Below are 19920 nucleotides of genomic sequence, written 5' to 3' on the forward strand. Positions count from 1 at the left end.
GGGCAAACAAGGCGACCCCGCCATCATCGATATCCGTGACGTCGAAGTGATCGCGCCGAATTTCAAGCGGCGCCTCTCCGGCGTCACGTCGACGATCATCCAGCTCGTGCCCGTCCAGAGATCGCTTGGCCAGAAGGTTGCGGCGCTCGGCCCCGGCCTGCCCGCCGACCTGCCGCACATCCGCTATCGCGACCTCTTCCGCCTGTGGACCCCGCCGCGCGGAAAACGGTTCCGGATCTGGCATGCGCGCCGCAATATCGAGATGCTGCCGGCGATTTTCATGCGCGACGTGCTGCGCATGCCGCTGAAGATCGTCTTCACCTCGGCCTCCCAACGCCATCATACCGGCTGGACGAAATGGCTGGTCTCGAAGATGGACGGCGTCATCGCCACCAGCGGCAAGACGGCAGACTATCTCACCGTCAAGAATACCGTCGTCCTGCACGGCATCGACACCGTCCGCTTCTCGCCGCCTTCCGACAAGGCGGAAGCCAAGCGCGCCAAGGGCCTCGATCCCGCACAGAAGATCGTCGGCTGCTTCGGCCGCGTGCGCCGCCAGAAGGGCACCGATCTCTTCGTCGATACGATGATCCGGGTGCTTGCCGAGCGCAAGGGCTGGTCGGCGATCGTCGCCGGCCGCGCCACCGGCCCGCATGTAGAATTCGAAGACGGGTTGAAGAAGAAGGTTGCCGCTGCCGGGCTTGCCGACCGCATCCTGTTCGTCGGCGAACATACCGATATCAACGAATGGTATCGCGCGCTCGACCTTTTCATCGCCCCGCAACGCTGGGAAGGTTTCGGGCTAACGCCGCTGGAAGCCATGGCGACCGCCGTCCCGGTGATCGCCACCGATGTCGGCGCCTTCCCGGAACTGCTGGTGACGGGCGAAGAGGAAACCGGCCTGATCATCGCCCGCGACAACGTCGATGCGATGGCAGAGGCGGCAGCCGCCTTCATGGATGACGAGGCCCGCCGCAAGGCCGCCTCGATCCGCTCGCGCGCCCACGCGCTGGAAAACTTCAGCATCGAGGGCGAAGCAAAGCTGCTCGGCAATATCTACCGGATCACGGCTTCCGCTTGAACAGGTCGATATAGGCGCCCGCCACCGCCTCTTCCGAAAACTGCCCGACCAGCGTCGCCCTGCCGCCCTCGCCAAGACTTGCCGCCAACTGGCGGTCGGCGATCACCTGGTTGATGGCGCGTGCAAATCCTGCCGTGTCGTCGATATCGACGAGCAGGCCGTTTTCGCCGTCCTGCATGAACCAGGACGGACCTTCCGAACGCGAGGAAATCACCGGCTTGCTCTGTGCCCAGGCTTCGAAAATCACGTTGCCGAGCGGCTCGTGGCTGGACGGCATGATGAACATGTCGGCGGCGGCGACATAAGGCCGCGCATCCTTCTGCCAGCCGAGGAACCGCACCCGGTTCTCGAGCTTGTGCTCGCGCACCACCGCCTCCAGTGCCTCCTGTTCCTCGCCCTCGCCGGCGATCCACAGATAGGCTTCCGGCACGGCCGTCATCGCCTCGATCAGCAGATGGATCCGCTTGCGCTTGACGAAGCGCGCCATCGTCATGACGAGCGGCACGCCGTCCGGCGTATTGGCAACCGAGCGGGAGACGGGCGCCACGACCGACGTATCGGTGAAGTTCGAAATCACCTCGACGCCGCGGGTCCAGCCGAGATCGTTGCGCACATGATCGGCAATGCCCGGCGTGTTGCAGACGAGAATGTCGGAATTCTTGAAATAGCCGAGATGGGTCGGATAGTCGCCGAGGCGCGACAGCTTGATACCGCCCTTGTAGTCCGGCATCAGGCGGGCGCCACGGGTGGACCAGGAAATGATCGCGTCGGCCTTGTCACGCTTTGCGATGGAGAGCACCTTCATCGGCAACAGGATGCGATCGATCGACAGGTTGCGGAAATTGCTCTCGATCACCTTGGCATGGGCCTCGACATCCGGCTTCCAGCGGCGGTTCCAGCGCATCACGACCGTCTGCTCGACGCCGCGGCGATCGAGAGCCCCGACCAGATGCACGAAGAACTTCTCCGCCCCGCCGTCCTTGCCGAAAATATACTGATGAACCCGCATAAATCGTCGTCCTGCCGTTTTGTTTACGCCGCTGTATACCGAAATCGGCATCCGAAGGAAGCGCCGCCGCCATGTTACGGTTGAAAAACCTGCGCAAAGGAGACGAAAACGGCTGTCTCAAACACGGGACCTGCCCCGGATACGGCACCTTCCCTCTTCGGCAGTTGCCCAGGGGCGATGTTATCGGGACCAGAACGACGCTTGTTCCAAAACCCGCCCGGCCGCGATATAGCAACGTTCGAAAAGCTTCGACCATCACAAGTCTACCGGCGACGGAAGCGGCCATGGCGGGCAAAAAGCCGCCGCGCCTGCTTGCCGGAAAAGGGTAAAATGCAATCGCTTGAGACCTATGTCATCAATCTGGATGGCAGCAATGACCGCCTGCAGACCATCAGCGACCGGCTTTCGAGCTATGGCATCGCGTTCGAGCGGATCTCCGCCGTCGATGGCCGCAAATTCGACCTCGCGACGATTCCGGACTACGACGCCGAGCGCGCCGAAAGCTATATGGGCCGCACCCTCGTCGGCGGCGAAATCGGCTGTTACCGCAGCCACCTGAAGGTCGCCGAACATTTTTTGAAGTCCGGCGCCCGTTATGCGCTGGTGCTGGAAGACGACGCGCTGCCGCTCTGCAACCCGGTCGAACTGCTCAAGACAGCCCTTCCCGATCTCGAAAAGGCCGATCCCGACTGGCGGCTGATCAATATCGGCAACAACAAGCTCAAGATCGCCACCCCGCTTTCCCGCTACGAGATCGGCGGGCACGATTGCGAACTGGTCGCCGCCCACTATTTCCCGATGACAACAAGCGCCATCGTCTGGTCGCGCGAAGGCGCCCGGCTGTTCCTTCAGGAACACCGAAAAATGTTCGCGCCGGTCGACAATTATTTCCGCCACTGGCTGACCCGCACCGGCCACGGTTATTCCTTCTGGCCCTCTCCCGTCACCACGACGGATGCGGCAAGCGAAATCCTGGCCAGCTCCGGCCGCGCCAGAAAAACCAACAAGCGGAAATGGTTCTACGCGCTCGCCAAGCAGCGTCGCCTGATGGAAGACAAGCTGATCGCCTTCATCCACAAGAAGCGGTTCCGCCCTGCCGGGAGCAAATGACGAAAGGCCTGCCGACGTCGGCGAGCTTCAGATCTCGACCAGCCCCAGCTGCTTCACCTGACGGATGGTCAGCATGGTACGCACCGTGTCCACATGCTGGTCGGCGGTCAGCACCTCGATGACGAAATCCTGGAAGACGGTGAGGTTCTGGGCCGCGCAGCGCAGCAGGAAATCGCTGTCGCCGTTGACCATCCAGGCCTCGCGCACCATCGGCCATTGCTGGACCTTTGCCGCAAACGCCTTGAGGTCGGCATCCGACTGCCGCTTCAGCCCGACCATACAGAAGGCGACGAGATCGACGCCGAGCTTCGGGGCGTTGAGAAGCGCGTGATAGCCCTCGATGATCCCGGCTTCTTCCAGCTTGCGCACGCGGCGCAGGCAGGGCGGCGCCGAAATGCCGACGCGTTCGGCGAGCTCGACATTGGTCATGCGCCCGTCGCGCTGCAATTCCCTGAGGATTTTTAGGTCGATGGCATCAAGATCGGCGCGAAGCACGGAGGTCCCCTTCATTCTGCAGTGCTTTTATCGCAAGGGGAATTTTAAGCAAGAATATGTCGTCGCGCCGGGCGGGCGGCGTTTCCATGCCAACTGATCTGTTGTTAGCGCAAGGCTGCCCTTGCATTGCTGCATGGATCAATCTTACATGGCGCTTCTAAAGCGGCAGACCGGACATCGACCACCTATATGAGGGGCAGCGAAACGTCGACCGGTCTTTGAAAGGAAATTATCCATGTCCTCCCGTCATACCGAGGTCCTGATCATCGGCTCCGGCCCGGCCGGCTATACGGCCGCCATCTATGCTGCGCGCGCCATGCTGAAACCGGTGCTGATCGCCGGCATGGAACAGGGCGGCCAGCTGATGATCACCACGGATGTCGAAAACTATCCGGGCTTCGGCGATCCGATCCAGGGTCCCTGGCTGATGGAGCAGATGCTGAAACAGGCGACCCATGTGGGCGCCGAAATCGTCAACGACCTCGTTACCGAAGTCGAGCTCAACCACCGGCCCTTCACGGTGCGCACCGATTCGGGAGCCGTCTGGACCGCCGAGACGATCATCATCTCGACCGGCGCCAAGGCCAAATGGCTCGGCATCGAGAGCGAGCAGCATTTCCAGGGTTTCGGCGTCTCCGCCTGCGCCACCTGCGACGGCTTCTTCTATCGCAACAAGGATGTGATCGTGGTCGGCGGCGGCAATTCCGCGGTCGAGGAAGCGCTCTACCTGTCGAATATCGCCAAGTCGGTGACGGTCGTGCATCGCCGTGATTCGTTCCGCTCGGAAAAAATCCTGCAGGAACGCCTTTTCCAGCGCCCGAATGTCAATGTGCTGTGGAACACCGAAATCGCCGAGATCACCGGCAAGCCCGCCAAGGCGCCGATGCCGCCCTCCGTCGAGGGTGTCAAGCTGCGCAATACCCAGACGGGTGCGGTCACCGATTTCCCCATCCATGGCGTCTTCGTGGCGATCGGCCATGCGCCGGCGACCGAACTCTTCAAGGGCAAATTGAAGATGAAGCCGAATGGATATCTCTGGACGGCGCCGGATTCGACCGCCACCGACGTGCCCGGCGTGTTTGCCGCCGGCGACGTGACGGACGACACTTTCCGCCAGGCGATCACCGCCGCCGGCATGGGCTGCATGGCAGCGCTCGAAGCCGAACGTTACCTCTCCGGCATCCAGCCGGTTGCCATAGCCGCGGAGTGACGATGAACGATGGGTGTGCCGCTCGACTGGGATAAACTGCGCATTTTCCACGCGGCGGCGGAGGCTGGGTCCTTCACCCATGCGGCCGACAAGCTGCATCTTTCCCAGTCGGCGATCAGCCGCCAGGTCAGCGCGCTGGAGCAGGATGTCGGGGTCAAACTCTTCCATCGCCACGCGCGCGGCCTGATCCTCACCGAACAGGGCGAACTGCTCTACCGCACCGCCCACGACGTGCTCTTGAAGCTCGAGACGGTGAAGATGCAGCTCACCGAAACGACGGAGAAGCCGTCCGGCAAGCTGCGCGTGACGACGACCGTCGGCCTCGGCCAGGGCTGGCTTACCGACAAGGTGCAGGAATTCCTGCAGCTCTATCCGGAAATGTCGATCCAGCTGATCCTCGACAACGAGGAGGTGGACGTCAACATGCGCCATGCGGACTGCGCCATCCGTCTTCGCCAGCCGGTGCAGTCCGACCTCATCCAGCGCAAGCTCTTCACCGTGCACATGCATGTCTATGCGGCCCCCTCCTATATCAACCGCTATGGCGAGCCGCAGTCGGTCGAGGATCTCGACAATCACCGCATCATCACCTTCGGTGAACCGGCGCCGAACTACCTGCTCGACGTCAACTGGCTGGAATATGCCGGCCGGTCGTCGGACAATACCCGCACGCCGCATCTGCAGATCAACAGCCAGACCTCGATCAAGCGCGCCTGCCTGCTCGGGATAGGCATCGCCTGCCTGCCGGATTACATCGTCGGCCGCGACCCGGGGCTGATTCAGCTGGCAGTCAATGCCGACATCCCGTCGTTCGACACCTATTTCTGCTATCCGGATGAAATGAAGAACGCCGCGAAGCTCAAAGTCTTTCGCGATTTCGTGGTCGGCAAGGCCCGCAACTGGAGCTTCTGACGGCATGCTCCCTGGGCTGGAGCCACCCGAAAAAGCCCGGAAATCACAGGGTTTTCGCGGTTCTGCGGCCGCCTGATATGTAACCACCGAGCGCATCAAATTAAAGCATTGCGACCTGCGCATGGCTGGCCTGCACAAAAGGCTATTGTTCACTGCACAAAAAACCACCATATCGCACACAGCTGATGCACATGGCGGCTTTTCCTCCCAGTTCCGCCGCAGCAGCTGTTCCCCTCTGGAGGTTTTTTGACCTTCACACTTATAGGGCCCTGGAGCGATCCAGTGGCCCTCTTTTTTTGCCCGGAATTCCGTCCCGACCCGTCCGCCGGGTGTCACCGTGACGCTTCGCGTCAAAACTTCTGTTCAATATCCCATCCATGCCCTTGTCGAGCGAAACCCGCCTCCCCATATTGGGTTGAGCTGGCGCGCTTCGGCGACGTCTCTGTCGTCTGTGCCGGCTGTTCCCCTCTGGAGGTTTTGACCTTCACAATTATTGGGCCTCGGAGCGATCCGGCGGCCCATTTTTTTACAATCATTCGTTTCTCCGCAAACCGCCTCCTTTAAATCGGATTTGAACGATCTATATATCGGTAAACTCCGATATTGGATCCCGACGATGGACAAGACGGAAATTCTCAAAGCGCTGGCGCATCCGGCCCGGGTCGAATTCCTGGAATGGATGAAGGAGCCGGAACGCCATTTCTCCGATCAGGCGCACCCGCTCGCAATGGGCATCTGCGCCAGCCAGTTCGAAAAACGCTGCGGCCTCTCCCAATCCACGGTCTCGGCGCATCTTTCGACGCTTGAAAAGGCCGGCCTGGTGAAAATCGACCGCGTTGGCCAATGGGCATTCTACCACCGCGACGAGAACACCATCGCGGCCTTCCTGAACGAGCTCCGATCGACCCTCTAGATCCGGGCCGCCTCCTCCCAACCGCATAAGGAATTTCCAATGGCCAGCATTTTTGATCCGACCAGGTTCGGCGATATCGAACTTTCGAACCGCATCGTCATGGCTCCCCTGACCCGCAACCGCTCGCCACAAGCGATCCCCAACAACCTCAACGTCACCTATTACGAACAGCGCGCCACCGCCGGCCTGATCATCACCGAAGGTACGCCGGTCAGCCAGCAGGGCCAGGGTTATGCGGATGTTCCGGGCCTTTATCTGCCGCAGGCGATCGAAGGCTGGAAGAAGGTGACCGAAGCCGTTCACCGCAGGGGCGGCAAGATCGTCACCCAGATCTGGCATGTCGGCCGCGTCTCGCACGTCTCCCTGCAGCCGAATGGCGCAGCTCCGGTCGCCCCTTCGGCCATTCCTGCCGGCGGCAAGACCTACATCATCAATCCGGATGGCAGCGGCGCCTTCGCCGATACCTCCGATCCCCGCGCGCTCGAAAACTCAGAAATCGCCGGCATCGTCGCTGATTTCGCCAAGGGCGCCCGCGCCGCGATTGACGCCGGCTTCGACGGCATCGAAATCCACGGCGCCAACGGCTACCTGATCGACCAGTTCCTAAAGTCGGGCGCCAACCAGCGGACCGACGAATACGGCGGCTCGATCGAAAACCGCGCCCGCTTCCTGCTCGAAGTCGTCGATGCGGTGACCACGGAAATCGGTGCCGGTCGCGTCGGCATCCGCCTGTCGCCGGTAACACCCGCCAATGGCGTCAGCGACCCGGATCCGCAGGCTATCTTCAACTATGTGGTCGAGCAGCTCGGCCCACGCGGCCTCTCCTTCATCCACGTGATCGAAGGCGCGACCGGCGGCGACCGCGCCTTCTTCCAGGGCGACAAGCCCTTCGACTACCAGGAACTCAAGAATATCTACCGCAAGGCCGGCGGCAAGGGCGGCTGGCTCGTCAACAACGGCTACGATCGCGAAAGCGCCTCCAGGGCCGTCGAAAGCGGTTATGCCGATGCGGTCGCCTTCGGCAAGCTCTTCCTCGCCAACCCGGATCTCGTACAGCGCTTCAGGGACAATGCGCCCCTCAACGAGGCCGACAAGTCCACCTTCTACGGCGGCGGCGCCAAGGGATATACCGACTACCCGGCGCTCGAAGCAGTCGCCTGATCGAACTTCGGAAGGGGTCGCCAGAAAGCGGCCCCTTCCTTTCAAGAACATGGCTCAGGCCGCAAGCGCCGCCGGCTTTGCGGCCCCGGCTGTTTTCGGTTCCATACAGCAGAGATCGACAAGCGTCGTGCGAACTGCGTCATCGATCGGCGTCGAAGGCTCCTCGCCGAGGAAGGCGAGCAGCTTGTCATTGCCCATCCGCACCGGCACCTTCCAGAGGTAGCGCATCTCGCCGAGCTCCCGGAAGATTGGCACGAAGGGCGAGCCGAGCTTCAGCAGCCACCACGGAAATGCCTTCACCTTGACCCGGCTCCCGATGGTCCGGCCAATCGCTGCGATCATCTCGCTGCCGTCCCGGTCCCAGAAACCGCGCATCTGGAAGCGCGCGAAACGCGGCAGCTCGGCTTCCCTGTCGATCAGCCGCAGCATGGTTTCGGCGACATCCGGCAGATAGGCCCATTGATGGCCGACCCCCCCGGCATTCGGCCGGCTGACCGACCTGATCGGCTTGCCGGGCTTCACCAGCCCTTGCGCGAACCAGCTATTGGCCGCACCCGGGCCAAAATAGTCACCTGCCCGCACGATCACCACCGACACGCCCTCGCTCGACGCAACCTCGAGCCGCCGCTCCAGTTCGACCCGGATCGCGCCCTTGCGCGTCACAGGGTTCTGCGGGCTTTCCTCGGTGATCTCGGGAAAGGCGTCCGGCCCGTAGTTATAGACCGTGCCGGGCAGCAGGATACGGGCGCCGACCGCGCGGGCCGCCGCGATGGTGTTGTCGAGCATCGGCAGGACCAGCTTTTCCCAGTCCTTGTAGCCCGGCGGGTTGACCGCATGGACGATCAGCCTGGCATCCTGCGCCGCACGGCGAACATCGGCGACATTCATCGCGTCGCCCTGGAGCCAGTGGAAGCGAGGTTCCCGTTTCGCCGCCTCCCCCGCCTTCCGGTTGAGGGCGCGGACGGCCCAGCCGCGGGCAGCAAGGCCCCGCGCCACATGGCCGCCGATCCCGCCGGTAGCGCCGAGAACCAGGGCGACAGGTTTTGAAGTGGAGTGCTCAGACATTGCGGATAGTCCTTCCGGCTGGTTTCGATGGCTGGACTATCGCGCCTTTCATCCATATACGGAATTGACAGAATACTTTTGGCATCCATACAAAAATGAATGACATCAGCTGGGACTTCTACCGAACCTTCCTCGCCGTCCTGCGGCTCGGCTCGCTGTCTGCCGCCGCGCGCGAACTCGGCCTGACCCAGCCGACCGTCGGGCGTCATATCGACGCGCTGGAACAAGCCGTCGGCTACCAGCTCTTCACCCGCTCGCAGCAGGGCCTGCTGCCGACCGAGCCGGCGCTGGCGATGCAACCCTATGCGGAAAACCTCGCCAACACGACCGCCGCCATGCAGCGGCTGGCCTCGAGGGAGATCGGCGCGGTCAAGGGAACGGTGAGGATCAGCGCCAGCGAGGTGATCGGCGTCGAGATCCTCCCAGCCATCCTCGCGGCTCTCCAGGACGAACATCCCGGGCTGGAACTGGAACTGTCACTCTCGGATTCGCTGGAGGACCTTTTAAGGCGCGAGTCGGATATCGCCGTGCGCATGACAAGCCCGGCCCAGGATGCGCTCGTCACCCGCCACATCGGCGAGATCCCGCTGGGCCTGTTCGCCCATCGCCGTTATCTGGATCGGCATGGTTATCCGCAGGATCCCGATGACCTGGCGACCCACCGGCTGATCGGCTTCGATCGTCGCACCGCCTTCGTTCGCGCCGCTGCCGACCGTATCCGGATGACGTCTCCGGCCTTTCCCGATATCGAAAATATCCGATGGAGCTACCGGGCGGACAACAATCTCGCGCAACTGGCGGCGATCCGCGGCGCTGTCGGCATCGGCATCTGCCAGGTCGGCATTGCCAGACGCGATCCGGATCTGGTCCGGGTGCTGCCCGATGTTTTCGGACTGCCGCTGGATACCTGGATTGCCATGCATGAAAACCTGAAATCGTCTCCACGCTGGCGTGTCACCTTCGACGCGCTCGTCAAAGGCATGCTGGACTATGTCCGCGGCTCACGCATCTAGTGGGTGGTCGACCCCTCCTCGCCATCCATGACCTCGGCCTCGGGCCGGTCTCCACCCTCGCTGTATTCGGTGTGCCAGATGCCCTTTTCGTCCTGCCAGCTGATCTCTTCCGGGTCCCCGCCGACCTGCTGCTCGGCCGCAACGATGCGCGCCGCCTGCAAGGCGTCGGAATGGCTGGGAAAGGTTTCCGAATAGACGTCGCCCTGGCGATAGGCCCAGCCGCCGTCATGCGGCACGACTTTATAGGTAACCTTGGTCATACTCCCTCCTGTCTTTCACGGCTGCCTCGATCCATTCGGATCCTTATCCTGTCGCGGCACCGCGGTGAAAAATTGAAAAGGTGCCACGAAGTTCCAAGCCACATCGCAAATCACATCATAAATTATGGCATCAAAGGCCGCCGACCGCAAATCCTCGGGGCGAAAACGGAACCTTGCTTGATGCCGCAGGTTGCCGCGTTAGATTGTCATCGGCCAAGGTCAGGAGTGTAATGTGGGTTTGTTGTCCCTGCTGAAGCAGGAAAGATCTCTCATCATCGCGCTGGCCGCAGGCGTCATCGCTTATTCCGTCGAACATTCCGTGCTGGAGGCCGGCCAGACCGCTTCGCTGATCGCGGCCGCCGTCCTGATCGGCATCATCATTCTCGCCTCGACCCGTGTCGCCCACCATGCAGAGGTGCTCGCCCGCAAGGTCGGCGATCCCTATGGCACGATGATCCTGACGCTTTCGGCGGTGGCGGTCGAGGTGCTGATCCTCGCCATCATGATGGGCAATACCAGCTCTCCCACCCTGGTTCGCGACACGATCTACGCGGCGGTCATGCTGGACATCAACGGCATCCTCGGCCTCGCTGCCCTGCTCGGTGGCCTGCGCCACGGCGAGCAGCCCTATAACGACGATTCCAGCCGCACTTACAGCGTGATGATCCTGACGGCCATGGGCATTTCCATGATCGTCCCGGAATTCATCCCCGGCGACCGCTGGCACTATTATTCCGCCTTCACGATCTGCGCGATGATCGCGCTCTATGCGGTCTTCCTGAAGATGCAGGTCGGCCCGCACAGCTATTTCTTCAGCTACACCTATCCGCGCACCCAGGCGGCAACAGGCGGCCGGACACCGCAACACGAAGCCGAGCACGAATCCGCGGCGATCTCCATCGGCGTCATTCTTGTCGGCGTCCTGATCATCGGCTTCCTCGCCGAATTCATGTCCGCCTTCATGAATGCCGGCCTTGAGGGTAGCGGAGCGCCGGTGACATTGACGGCGGTCGTGGTCGCGGCGATTTCAGCGGCACCGGAAATCCTGACCGCATTGCGCGCGGCACTCCGCAACCGCATGCAGTCCGTCGTCAACATCGCCATGGGCGCCTCGCTCTCGACCGTCATCCTCACCGTGCCGGTGATGGAAAGCATCGCGCTCTACAGCGGCCAGCCCTTCGTCATGGCGATGACGCCGGTGCAGACGGTGATGGTCGCCATCACCCTCGTCGTCGCTGCCATCAACCTCAACGACGGCCAGACCAACGCCATCGAGGGCATGACCCATTTCGTCCTTTTCACCACCTTCGTGATGCTGACGGCGCTGGGCCTCTAAGCAAAAAAGATTCCGCATCAAAGGCTTGCACGAGAGAACGGAATCGGATCGGGAAGAGGTTGAATCAATGTCTGAAATATGGTCGTGTCCGCCGCAGCGAAGGCCGGCTTGCCAGCCGGTCGTCCAGCAATGGGCGCGACCACCGTGTTGCGCATGAAGGAGATTTCAAATGTCCACACCTCCCTACAGAGCCGACCACGTCGGTTCGCTGCTGCGTCCGGCCTCCGTCAAGGACGCCCGCAAGAAGTTCTATGAAGACAAAAGCATTTCCGCCGAAGAGCTGAAGGCAGTCGAAGACGAAGGCATCAGGGAACTCGTCAGGCTGCAGGAAAGCGTCGGCCTCAAGGTCGTCACCGATGGCGAAGCCCGTCGCCACTTCTGGCATTACGACTTCCTCGGCCTGCTCGACGGCATGGAATTCGTCACCCGCGAGGCCCACAAAGGCGTCACCTTCCATGGCGTCAAGCTGCCGCCGACCTTCCCGACCATCAACGGCAAGCTCGACTTCCCGGACGATCACCCGCATCTGGAACACTTCAAGTTCCTCGCCGCCAACACCAAGGTGACGCCGAAGATCTCCATCCCCGGCCCGAGCGTCGCCCATTACCGCACCGCCCGCGCCGACGTGACCTATCCGGAATATCAGGATCAGGAAGCGCTTTTCGCCGCTCTCGCCCGCACCTATGCCAAGGCCGTTCAGAAGTTCTACGAAGCCGGCTGCCGCTACCTGCAGATGGACGACATCTACTTCGCCTATCTCGGCGACGAGAAGCAGCGCGCCATGAAGCGCGAGGAAGGCTACGATCCGGACTGGCTGATCCAGAAATATGCCGAAACCATGCATGAAGCGATCAAGGACCGGCCGAAGGACATGCTGATCGGCATGCATATGTGCCGCGGCAACTTCCGCTCCACCTGGGCTGCCGAAGGCGGCTACGATGCGGCGGCCGACGCGATCTTCAACAAGACCGGCGTCGACATGTTCTTCATGGAATACGACACCGAGCGCTCCGGCGGCCTGCAGCCGCTCTCCCTGCTCCAGAAGGGTTCGAAGCAGCGCGTCTATCCGGGCTTCATCACCACCAAGACCGGTGAACTGGAAAGCCTCGATTCGTTGCGTCGTCACTTCGACGAAGCCTCCAAGTTCGTCGATATCGACCAGCTCGGCATCGCGCCGCAATGCGGTTTCGCCTCGACCGAGGAAGGCAACTCGATCACCGAGGACGACCAGAAGCGCAAGCTCGAACTCGTCGTCAAGACGGCCGAAGCCATCTGGGGCACGGCCTGATCCGAGATAAATCGGCCGCGGGCGGAATAACCCGCGGCCGCTACTTGAGGAATTACTGTTTTGGATTAGTTTCCTATTCGGATTTAACCCCAGGGAGACGACGACAATGGGTATCTTCGACAAGATCAAGAGCGCGATTTGGGGCAGCGACGCCGAAGCGGCGCCCGCCGAACCACTAAAACCGGCGGCCCCGGTTTCCGCTTCCGCCGCACCGATGGCAAGCCCCACGCCTGCTCCTTCGGCCGCAGCCTCCTCATCCGCCCCGGTTGATATCACCCCGATCCTCGACGCCGCCGTCAAGAAAAGCGGCCAGAAGCTCGATTGGCGCAAGTCGATCGTCGACCTGATGAAGGCGCTCGACCTCGATTCCAGCCTGGCCGCCCGCAAGGAACTGGCCGCCGAACTGCATTACACGGGCGATACCAACGACTCCGCAACGATGAACGTCTGGCTCCACAAGGCGCTGATGAAGAAGCTCGCCGAAAACGGCGGCAAGGTTCCGGCTGATCTCGCCGACTGATCAGCGTCATCGTGCCGGCTGATCAGCCACGCATTCCGATGCCGGAAGCCCGCCCCTTTTTGGCGGGCTTTTTAGTCCTGACGCGGCAATAAACTAATCTTGAATGAGACGTGTCGGGTCCTTTGCCGACGAACGCCCTAGATGAAGGCCCTTGTCGATACTCTTTCACCGCGTGGGGGAGTGTCGTTTCAGGCCTCGGCGGTCCATCCGCCGCATCTAAAGGGAATTCATGATGAAACGCCTCAGTCTTCTCCTGACCGGTTCTGCCCTCTCCATCGCGTTGGCTGCCGGCGCCGCTCTTGCGCAAAATGCCGGCCAGCCCGCGGAAACCAAGGCGCCGAACGCCCCGGACCAGAAACCGGCCTTTGCCAACCAGACGCGCGCCCCGCAGCCCGCCCGGATGCCGAAGATCACCCACGAAGTGGTCGCCGACGGCCTGCCGCATCTCTGGGCGATGGAATTCCTGCCCGACGGCCGCATGCTGGTGACCGCCAAGCAGGGCGCCATGCATATCATCTCCGAGGAAGGCGAAGCCGGACCGAAAATCGAGGGCGTGCCGAAAGTGCTCTCCGGAGGCCAGGGCGGTCTGCTCGACGTGGCGCTCGCCCCCGATTTCGCGACCTCCAGCACGATCTTCTTTTCCTTCTCCGAACAGCGTGACGACGGCAACGGTACTTCGGTCGCCTCGGCCAAACTCGTCCCCGACGACCGCGGCGGCGGCAGACTGGAAAACCTCGAAATCATCTTCCGCCAGATGCCGAGCTATGACGGCAACAAACATTTCGGCTCGCGCCTCGTCTTCGGTGCGAACCGGGAACTCTACGTGACCGTCGGCGAGCGGTCCGACCCGCAGCCGCGCGTCCAGGCCCAGGATCTCTCAAGCGGCCTCGGGAAAATCTTCCGCATCGACATGAACGGCAAGGCGCTGCCCGACAATCCGTTCATCGACCGGCAGGGCGCCCGGCCGGAAATCTGGTCGCTCGGCCACCGCAATCTGCAGTCCGCCACCCTCGACGGGCAGGGCCGCCTCTGGACCGTCGAACACGGCCCGCGCGGCGGCGACGAGTTGAACCGTCCGGAGGGCGGCAAGAATTACGGCTGGCCGGAAGTCACCTACGGTATCGACTATAGTGGCCGTCCGATCGGCAAGGGTATCACCGCCATGAAGGAGACCGAGCAGCCTGTCTACTTCTGGGACCCGGTCATCGCGCCGTCCGGCATGGCCTATTATGACGGCGCAGCCATCCCCGAATGGAAGAACTCCTTCCTGATCGGCGGCCTCGTCGCCCAGGGCATCGTGGTCGTCCACATGGATGGCGACAAGGTCGCCTATGAGGAGCGCGTACCACTCGGCGCCCGCATCCGCGACGTCAAGGTCGGCCCCGACGGCGCCGTCTACGCCGTCACCGAACAGCGCGGCGGCGGGGAATCGACGATCCTGCGGCTGACGAAGAGCTGATGGGCAATTCGGGCAAGGCGGCGTTTTGCACCGCCGCCGCGCCTAGAATTTGAACGCCAGCCGGTGCCCGACAAGCGCCCGGTCGATGGTCACCAGTTGCAGCCCCTCGACTTGGCATTGCGCCAACAGGAGACGATCGAACGGATCGCGCGTTTCCGGCTCCGGCTCGGCAGCGGTGACGACATGCGGGATCTCGATGGGTAGGATGGTGAGCCCTCCTCCTTCCAGGACCATCCGCATGTCTTCAAGCGGGACGCCCGGATCAAGCTTGCCGAGGCGGGACTTGATGGCGATCTCCCAGAGGCTGGCGACGCTGGCGAAACCGGAAAAATCCGCGGCACTGACCAGCTTGCTTATGTTGGGAAAACGTAGGCGCGTGTCGGCCCTTAATATAGCGAGGATGATGTGAGTGTCGAGAAGACACCGTTTCGTCAAGGCAAGGGCCTCAGCAGGAAATCTTCCGGCAGTGGATCATCGAAATCATCCGCAATATAGGGAACGGGATTGGTGATACCCCGGGCATGCAGATAGGCCTGCATCGCATCCAGATCTATACCGCCCTTCTTCTCGACCGGCTTCGGCGCCTCGACATGCGGCACGATATCAAACACCGGCTTGCCATCCCGTGTCACGGTGACGGTCTCGCCCTGCTCCACATCCTGGGCAAGTTCGTCGAGCCGGTCCTGAGCTTCGCGGAGAGAAACGGTTTTCATGGAGGAAATGTATGTCCGGCCGCCTCCTTGGTCAACGCCCGCCAGAACGCAGGAGAGCCCGCCGTCGCCGGCGGGCTCTCTTTTCAAGATCGCAGTCTGCTTACTTGCAGCTGGCGCAGAAGCGCTGGATGCGCTTGCAGGCCTCTTCGAGCTGTTCTTCCGAAGCCGCATAGGAAATGCGGAAGTTCGGACCGAGGCCGAAGGCGGAACCGTGGACGACGGCCACACCCTCCGTCTCGAGAAGCTCGGTGACGAAATCCTCGTCCGTCTCCATGACCTTGCCCGACGGCGCGGTCTTGCCGATCAGGCCGGCACAGGACGGGTAGACGTAGAAGGCGCCTTCCGGAGACGGGCAAACGATGCCCTTCGCCTGGTTGAGCATCGAGACCACAAGGTCACGGCGGGCTTCGAAGATCTTCTTGTTGGCCGGGATGAAATCCTGCGGGCCGTTGAGCGCCTCGACCGAGGCCCACTGGGCGATCGTGCAGGCGCCTGACGTCTGCTGGCCCTGGATCATGTCCATCGCCTTGATCAGTTCGAGCGGGCCGGCCGCATAACCGATACGCCAGCCGGTCATCGCATAGGCCTTGGAAACGCCGTTCATCGTCAGCGTGCGGTTGTAGAGTTTCGGCTCCACTTCGGCCGGCGAGACGAACTTGAAGTCGCCATAGGTCAGGTGCTCGTACATGTCGTCGGTCAAAACCCAGACATGCTCGTGCCTCACGAGCACGTCGGTCAGTGCCTTCAGCTCGTCATGGGTATAGGCAGCGCCCGACGGGTTGGACGGCGAGTTGAACAGGAACCACTTGGTCTTCGGCGTGATCGCCTTTTCGAGATCGGCCGCGGTCACCTTGAAATTGTTTTCCTGGCTGGCCTTGATGATGACGGAGGTACCGCCGCAGATGGCGACCATCTCCGGATAGGAAACCCAGTAGGGCGCGGTGATGATAACTTCATCGCCCGGGTTCAAGGTCGCCATGAAGGCGTTGAAAAGAATCTGCTTTCCGCCGGTGCCGACGATCGTCTGGGCCGGCGTGTAGTCGAGATTGTTCTCGCGCTTGAATTTCTTGGCGATCGCCTCGCGAAGCTGCGGGATGCCGGAAACCGGCGGATATTTGGTTTCGCCGCGATTGATCGCGTCGATGGCGGCTTTCTTGATGTTTTCCGGCGTGTCGAAGTCCGGCTCGCCGGCGCCAAGCCCGATCACGTCGCGGCCCTTTGCTTTGAGGTCGCGGGCTTTCTGGGAAACGGCGATGGTGGCGGAGGGCTTTACGCGGGAAAGGGCGTCGGCAAGAAAGGCCATAATCTTCGTCCTGAAGAGCTGTTGAACACGGCGGCATCGCGCGCCGAAAACCGCCCGTACGCTCTATGTCTAAACTATGACGCCGTTTCAAGCACAAAGCTTGAATGTGAGCCATGAAAGAAGCTGATTAAAACCTTCAAAACCTTGTTTACAGCCGCGTAACCCTTGGCTGCTACAATCAGGAGGGGTGGATAACGGAAATCGACGGGCACGGGCATGACGCCAAGAAGCATCTTCGCCAATCTGGTTCGCAGCGACAATGGGTCGTTCTCCACCGTCTACGGCCCCTTCCTGCTGCAATCCGCGCTGCAGCCGATCTTTCGCTCAGGCCCGGAAACCGGCCTTGAAATCGAAGCTTTCGAGGGCCTGCTGCGCGCCTCCCGCGATAACGAACCGGTCTCGCCGGCCGAGTTTTTTCCGCTCGTTTCACCGATCGACATGGCTGATGTCGACAGTATCCTGCGCACCATTCACATCCTGAACACCGGCCGGCTCAACCGGTCCCGCGCCGGGATCTTCGTCAAGTTCCATCCCGGCCTCTTCCGCACGCCCCAGGAAATGCGCCAGGAAGTGGATCGCATCAAGGTCGCCAGCCACGAGGCCGGCCTCGCCCCGGATCGGATCGTCTGCGAAATCTCCGAAAGGTCCGGCGCTGCCGACGATACCGTCGTCGCCTTCACCGAGCATATGCAGGCGATCGGCTTCCGCATCGCCATCGACGACTATGGCGCCCGCGATTCCGATCTCGAGCGGCTGAAGCGCATCAAGCCGGACTATGTGAAATTCGAGGCCGCATGGGTCCGTGACTTCCTTGACAACTCCGCCGGTTACGCGCTGCTGCGCGTCATCGTCCGGCAGATGCTCGACGATGATATCGAGCCGATCTTCGAAGGGCTCGAGGAATTGTGGCAGGTGGATCTCTGCGAAGAACTCGGCGTGCCGCTGATGCAGGGTTACGCCCTGGCTCGGCCCGAACTCGCGCCGACGACATTCAACGAGAGCTTCCCGGAAAGCCTTCTCGACCTCGCGCCGCTCCAGGCGCCCGGCAGCGAAATCACGCTCGGCATCGCCCGGCCAGCCGCAGCGGTTCTTCCTCCCGTCGTCGCCAAGCCGACATTCGCCAAGCCCGCCCGCACCTTCGGCCGGCGGCAATCCAGCGGCGAATAATACGCGAAAACGGCAATCTTTCGCTGGGCGCCCCCCTGCCCTGCAGCCCGGCGGGCGCGATGTAGACATCCCGACGCGCTGCGAAACCCACATACGACGAATTTTTTTCTTTTCGCGGCATTTGCGCCAAATCGGCACAGAAGAGGGTTAAGGAAGCATTGCCGGCGATGGATTTGCGTTCACAAGGCATCGGCAATGCCGCAAAGCCCGCATTTTCAGGCGTTCTGACGATTTACAATTTCTCATTGTGGCAACAGTTCAAAAAACTTTTTCTTGCCAATTTTCGATAAACACAGCACTCTGTGCATGTTCGGGCAATTTACGAGCATGGGAAGACCTATAATGACGCGCTCCGAAGGCGCCAAGACTTCGGGCGGTAGGCCGGGGGCGGAGATTTCAAAGCAATTCCTGCCGGTCATCGCGGTAAAGACAGGGACCCTTTCTTAAAGCTGCCTGCCGCCGCCCTTCGGGGCTACACTGTGATGCTGTCCGCCGCTGAACACGGACAGAGAGAAAAGGACCTGCTGCATGGCCGAAACTGGCACTGTAAAATTCTTCAATACCGACAAAGGCTTCGGCTTTATCAAGCCTGACAATGGTGGCGCCGATATCTTTGTCCATATCTCTGCCGTACAGGCTTCCGGCCTGTCCGGATTGTCTGAAAACCAGAAAGTAAGCTTCGACACGGAACCGGATCGTCGCGGCAAAGGCCCCAAGGCCGTCAATCTGCAGATCGCCGGTTAAGCCTTTCGAGGCTTACTGTTTCGAGTTGAAGCCCGGCAGAGATGCCGGGTTTTTTTTGATCATAAGCTGTCGCGGTTTCGACCTCAGAGACCGCGGAGGAACGGGTTGGTGCGTCGTTCGTCGCCGATCCGGCTTCCTGGTCCATGGCCGCAGATGAACCCGACCTCGTCGCCGAGCGGCAGCACCTTGTCGCGGATCGAAGCGAGCAGCGTATCGTGATCTCCCCCCGGAAGGTCCGTGCGCCCGATCGAACCGTTGAACAGCACGTCGCCGAGATGCGCAAAACCCTGGGCGCGGTTGTAGTAGATCACGTGGCCCGGCGCGTGGCCGGGGCAATGGAAAATCTCGAAGACATGCTCGCCGAACGAAACCGTGTCTCCTTCGTTGAGCCAGCGGTCCGGCAAGACGTTGCGCACCTCCATCTTGACCCCGAATTTTTCCGCCTGCGTCTCCAGGCGCTGCAGCAGTGGCAAGTCCGCTTCATGCGGCCCCACCACCTGGATGCCGAGAGCCTCGCGCAGTTCATCGGCACCGCCGGCGTGGTCGATATGCCCGTGGGTCAGCCATATTTCCTTCAGCGCGATGCCGTTTTCCTCGACCACTTTGAGAATGGTCGGCACGTCGCCGCCCGGATCGACGACAACGCCCTGCTTGGTTTCCTCGTCGAAGAGGATCGTGCAGTTCTGCTGGAACGGCGTAACCGGGATGATACCGGCCTGTAACTTGCCCATGATGCCTCGGCCTGAACGATGATGCTTGCCGCGGTATATCGATAAACGGCGGGCATTTCAGCCGAAAAGATCAATTCGAGGCAACGGTCGTGTAAGGCAGGCCGGCAGAAACCGGCGGCGCGAGCGAGACGGTGGCGATCAGGAAGGCCGCAACCACGATCTTCAGCGCAAAAACCATCACCAGCACGCTTTTGAGCGGATTGACCGGGTTCGATGTTTCCATCGTCATTGGGGGCAGTGCGGCAAAGGTCTGGCTGGTCATGGTCGGGCTCGTCATAGGATCTCTCCGGTGCTTATGGCGGGGTGAATGTGCTGGCGGCATAAAGGTTCCGTTCCCTTTTATATCTGTGGCACCCCCGCCACAGCTTGCAGAATCCACCCGCATTCGGCGGAACCACCGGGGGATGCGGGTGTTACCCCGCCAGTCAAC

22 protein-coding genes are annotated in these 19920 nt (G+C 61.6%); 13 read left to right on the forward strand and 9 right to left on the reverse strand.

What is annotated here, in order from left to right; all coding sequences use genetic code 11:
- Nucleotides 1–22: 22 nt before the first annotated feature.
- Complete coding sequence (locus tag ACSQ8R_RS11750) at nt 23–1081, forward strand: glycosyltransferase family 4 protein (protein ID WP_436255447.1); 1059 nt, start codon at nt 23–25, stop codon at nt 1079–1081.
- On the opposite strand, the gene ACSQ8R_RS11755 is transcribed toward ACSQ8R_RS11750, so the two are convergent.
- The gene (locus tag ACSQ8R_RS11755) at nt 1065–2090 is read right to left on the reverse strand and encodes a glycosyltransferase (RefSeq protein WP_436253520.1); all 1026 of its coding nucleotides are present in this window, start codon (nt 2088–2090) and stop codon (nt 1065–1067) included. The two genes, ACSQ8R_RS11750 and ACSQ8R_RS11755, sit on opposite strands and share 17 nt — an antisense overlap.
- A 330-nt stretch (nt 2091–2420) precedes the next feature.
- Here ACSQ8R_RS11755 and ACSQ8R_RS11760 point away from each other — a divergent pair, with 330 nt between their 5' ends.
- On the forward strand, nt 2421–3200 hold the full coding sequence (locus tag ACSQ8R_RS11760; protein WP_436253521.1) for a glycosyltransferase family 25 protein: 780 nt from the start codon (nt 2421–2423) through the stop codon (nt 3198–3200).
- 27 nt (nt 3201–3227) lie between these two features.
- Here ACSQ8R_RS11760 and ACSQ8R_RS11765 read toward each other — a convergent pair whose 3' ends face one another.
- Nucleotides 3228–3710, reverse strand: a complete 483-nt coding sequence (locus ACSQ8R_RS11765) for an Lrp/AsnC family transcriptional regulator (protein ID WP_245363019.1) — start codon at nt 3708–3710, stop codon at nt 3228–3230.
- A gap of 220 nt (nt 3711–3930) precedes the next feature.
- Here ACSQ8R_RS11765 and trxB point away from each other — a divergent pair, with 220 nt between their 5' ends.
- From trxB to ACSQ8R_RS11785, 4 genes are all read left to right on the forward strand, one after another.
- Nucleotides 3931–4905: a thioredoxin-disulfide reductase gene (trxB, locus tag ACSQ8R_RS11770; RefSeq protein ID WP_436253522.1), complete on the forward strand. Its 975-nt coding sequence runs from the start codon at nt 3931–3933 to the stop codon at nt 4903–4905.
- A gap of 15 nt (nt 4906–4920) precedes the next feature.
- Nucleotides 4921–5817 (forward strand): LysR family transcriptional regulator VtlR, encoded by an 897-nt coding sequence (locus tag ACSQ8R_RS11775; protein WP_436255448.1) that lies wholly within the window; start codon nt 4921–4923, stop codon nt 5815–5817.
- Between the two features lie 616 nt (nt 5818–6433).
- Nucleotides 6434–6730, forward strand: a complete 297-nt coding sequence (locus ACSQ8R_RS11780) for an ArsR/SmtB family transcription factor (RefSeq protein WP_436253523.1) — start codon at nt 6434–6436, stop codon at nt 6728–6730.
- Nucleotides 6731–6769: 39 nt separating this feature from the next.
- Nucleotides 6770–7891 carry an alkene reductase gene (locus tag ACSQ8R_RS11785; protein ID WP_436253524.1) on the forward strand — a complete coding sequence of 374 codons (1122 nt, stop codon included), beginning with the start codon at nt 6770–6772 and terminating at the stop codon, nt 7889–7891.
- A gap of 54 nt (nt 7892–7945) precedes the next feature.
- Here ACSQ8R_RS11785 and ACSQ8R_RS11790 read toward each other — a convergent pair whose 3' ends face one another.
- Entirely contained in the window at nt 7946–8956 is a 1011-nt protein-coding gene (locus ACSQ8R_RS11790) for an NAD-dependent epimerase/dehydratase family protein (RefSeq protein ID WP_436253525.1), read from the reverse strand.
- A 95-nt stretch (nt 8957–9051) separates the two neighbouring features.
- On the opposite strand from ACSQ8R_RS11790, the gene ACSQ8R_RS11795 reads away from it, so the two are divergent.
- Nucleotides 9052–9969: a LysR family transcriptional regulator gene (locus tag ACSQ8R_RS11795; protein ID WP_436253526.1), complete on the forward strand. Its 918-nt coding sequence runs from the start codon at nt 9052–9054 to the stop codon at nt 9967–9969.
- Here ACSQ8R_RS11795 and ACSQ8R_RS11800 read toward each other — a convergent pair.
- On the reverse strand, nt 9966–10229 hold the full coding sequence (locus tag ACSQ8R_RS11800) for a DUF2188 domain-containing protein (protein ID WP_345925110.1): 264 nt from the start codon (nt 10227–10229) through the stop codon (nt 9966–9968). The two genes, ACSQ8R_RS11795 and ACSQ8R_RS11800, sit on opposite strands and share 4 nt — an antisense overlap.
- A 232-nt stretch (nt 10230–10461) precedes the next feature.
- Between ACSQ8R_RS11800 and ACSQ8R_RS11805 the strand changes: the two genes are divergently transcribed.
- From ACSQ8R_RS11805 to ACSQ8R_RS11820, 4 genes are all read left to right on the forward strand, one after another.
- Nucleotides 10462–11565, forward strand: a complete 1104-nt coding sequence (locus ACSQ8R_RS11805) for a calcium:proton antiporter (protein ID WP_436253527.1) — start codon at nt 10462–10464, stop codon at nt 11563–11565.
- A 169-nt stretch (nt 11566–11734) separates the two neighbouring features.
- Nucleotides 11735–12853 (forward strand): 5-methyltetrahydropteroyltriglutamate--homocysteine S-methyltransferase, encoded by a 1119-nt coding sequence (locus tag ACSQ8R_RS11810; RefSeq protein ID WP_436253528.1) that lies wholly within the window; start codon nt 11735–11737, stop codon nt 12851–12853.
- A gap of 106 nt (nt 12854–12959) precedes the next feature.
- Nucleotides 12960–13373 (forward strand): DUF3597 domain-containing protein, encoded by a 414-nt coding sequence (locus ACSQ8R_RS11815; RefSeq protein ID WP_436253529.1) that lies wholly within the window; start codon nt 12960–12962, stop codon nt 13371–13373.
- Between the two features lie 232 nt (nt 13374–13605).
- Nucleotides 13606–14832, forward strand: coding sequence for a PQQ-dependent sugar dehydrogenase (locus ACSQ8R_RS11820; RefSeq protein ID WP_436255449.1), 1227 nt, complete (start codon nt 13606–13608; stop codon nt 14830–14832).
- A 42-nt stretch (nt 14833–14874) separates the two neighbouring features.
- Here the strand turns inward: ACSQ8R_RS11820 and ACSQ8R_RS11825 are convergent, their stop codons facing one another.
- From ACSQ8R_RS11825 to ACSQ8R_RS11835, 3 genes are all read right to left on the reverse strand, one after another.
- Nucleotides 14875–15267, reverse strand: coding sequence for a type II toxin-antitoxin system VapC family toxin (locus tag ACSQ8R_RS11825; RefSeq protein WP_436253530.1), 393 nt, complete (start codon nt 15265–15267; stop codon nt 14875–14877).
- Nucleotides 15264–15545: a type II toxin-antitoxin system Phd/YefM family antitoxin gene (locus ACSQ8R_RS11830; protein WP_436253531.1), complete on the reverse strand. Its 282-nt coding sequence runs from the start codon at nt 15543–15545 to the stop codon at nt 15264–15266. The genes ACSQ8R_RS11825 and ACSQ8R_RS11830 overlap by 4 nt, the downstream gene beginning before the upstream one ends.
- Nucleotides 15546–15645: 100 nt before the next feature.
- Nucleotides 15646–16848, reverse strand: a complete 1203-nt coding sequence (locus ACSQ8R_RS11835) for a pyridoxal phosphate-dependent aminotransferase (RefSeq protein ID WP_436253532.1) — start codon at nt 16846–16848, stop codon at nt 15646–15648.
- 216 nt (nt 16849–17064) lie between these two features.
- Between ACSQ8R_RS11835 and ACSQ8R_RS11840 the strand changes: the two genes are divergently transcribed.
- Complete coding sequence (locus ACSQ8R_RS11840; protein WP_436253533.1) at nt 17065–18015, forward strand: EAL domain-containing protein; 951 nt, start codon at nt 17065–17067, stop codon at nt 18013–18015.
- A 528-nt stretch (nt 18016–18543) separates the two neighbouring features.
- Nucleotides 18544–18759, forward strand: a complete 216-nt coding sequence (locus ACSQ8R_RS11845) for a cold-shock protein (RefSeq protein WP_003494703.1) — start codon at nt 18544–18546, stop codon at nt 18757–18759.
- 83 nt (nt 18760–18842) lie between these two features.
- Here ACSQ8R_RS11845 and ACSQ8R_RS11850 read toward each other — a convergent pair whose 3' ends face one another.
- A complete protein-coding gene (locus ACSQ8R_RS11850; RefSeq protein ID WP_436253534.1) occupies nt 18843–19490 on the reverse strand; it encodes an MBL fold metallo-hydrolase in 648 nt (215 codons plus the stop codon).
- Nucleotides 19491–19560: 70 nt separating this feature from the next.
- Entirely contained in the window at nt 19561–19767 is a 207-nt protein-coding gene (locus ACSQ8R_RS11855; protein ID WP_436253535.1) for a hypothetical protein, read from the reverse strand.
- Nucleotides 19768–19920: the final 153 nt, after the last annotated feature.

This window comes from Neorhizobium sp. LjRoot104 (assembly GCF_964253725.1).
In the GTDB taxonomy this organism is placed as follows: domain Bacteria; phylum Pseudomonadota; class Alphaproteobacteria; order Rhizobiales; family Rhizobiaceae; genus Neorhizobium.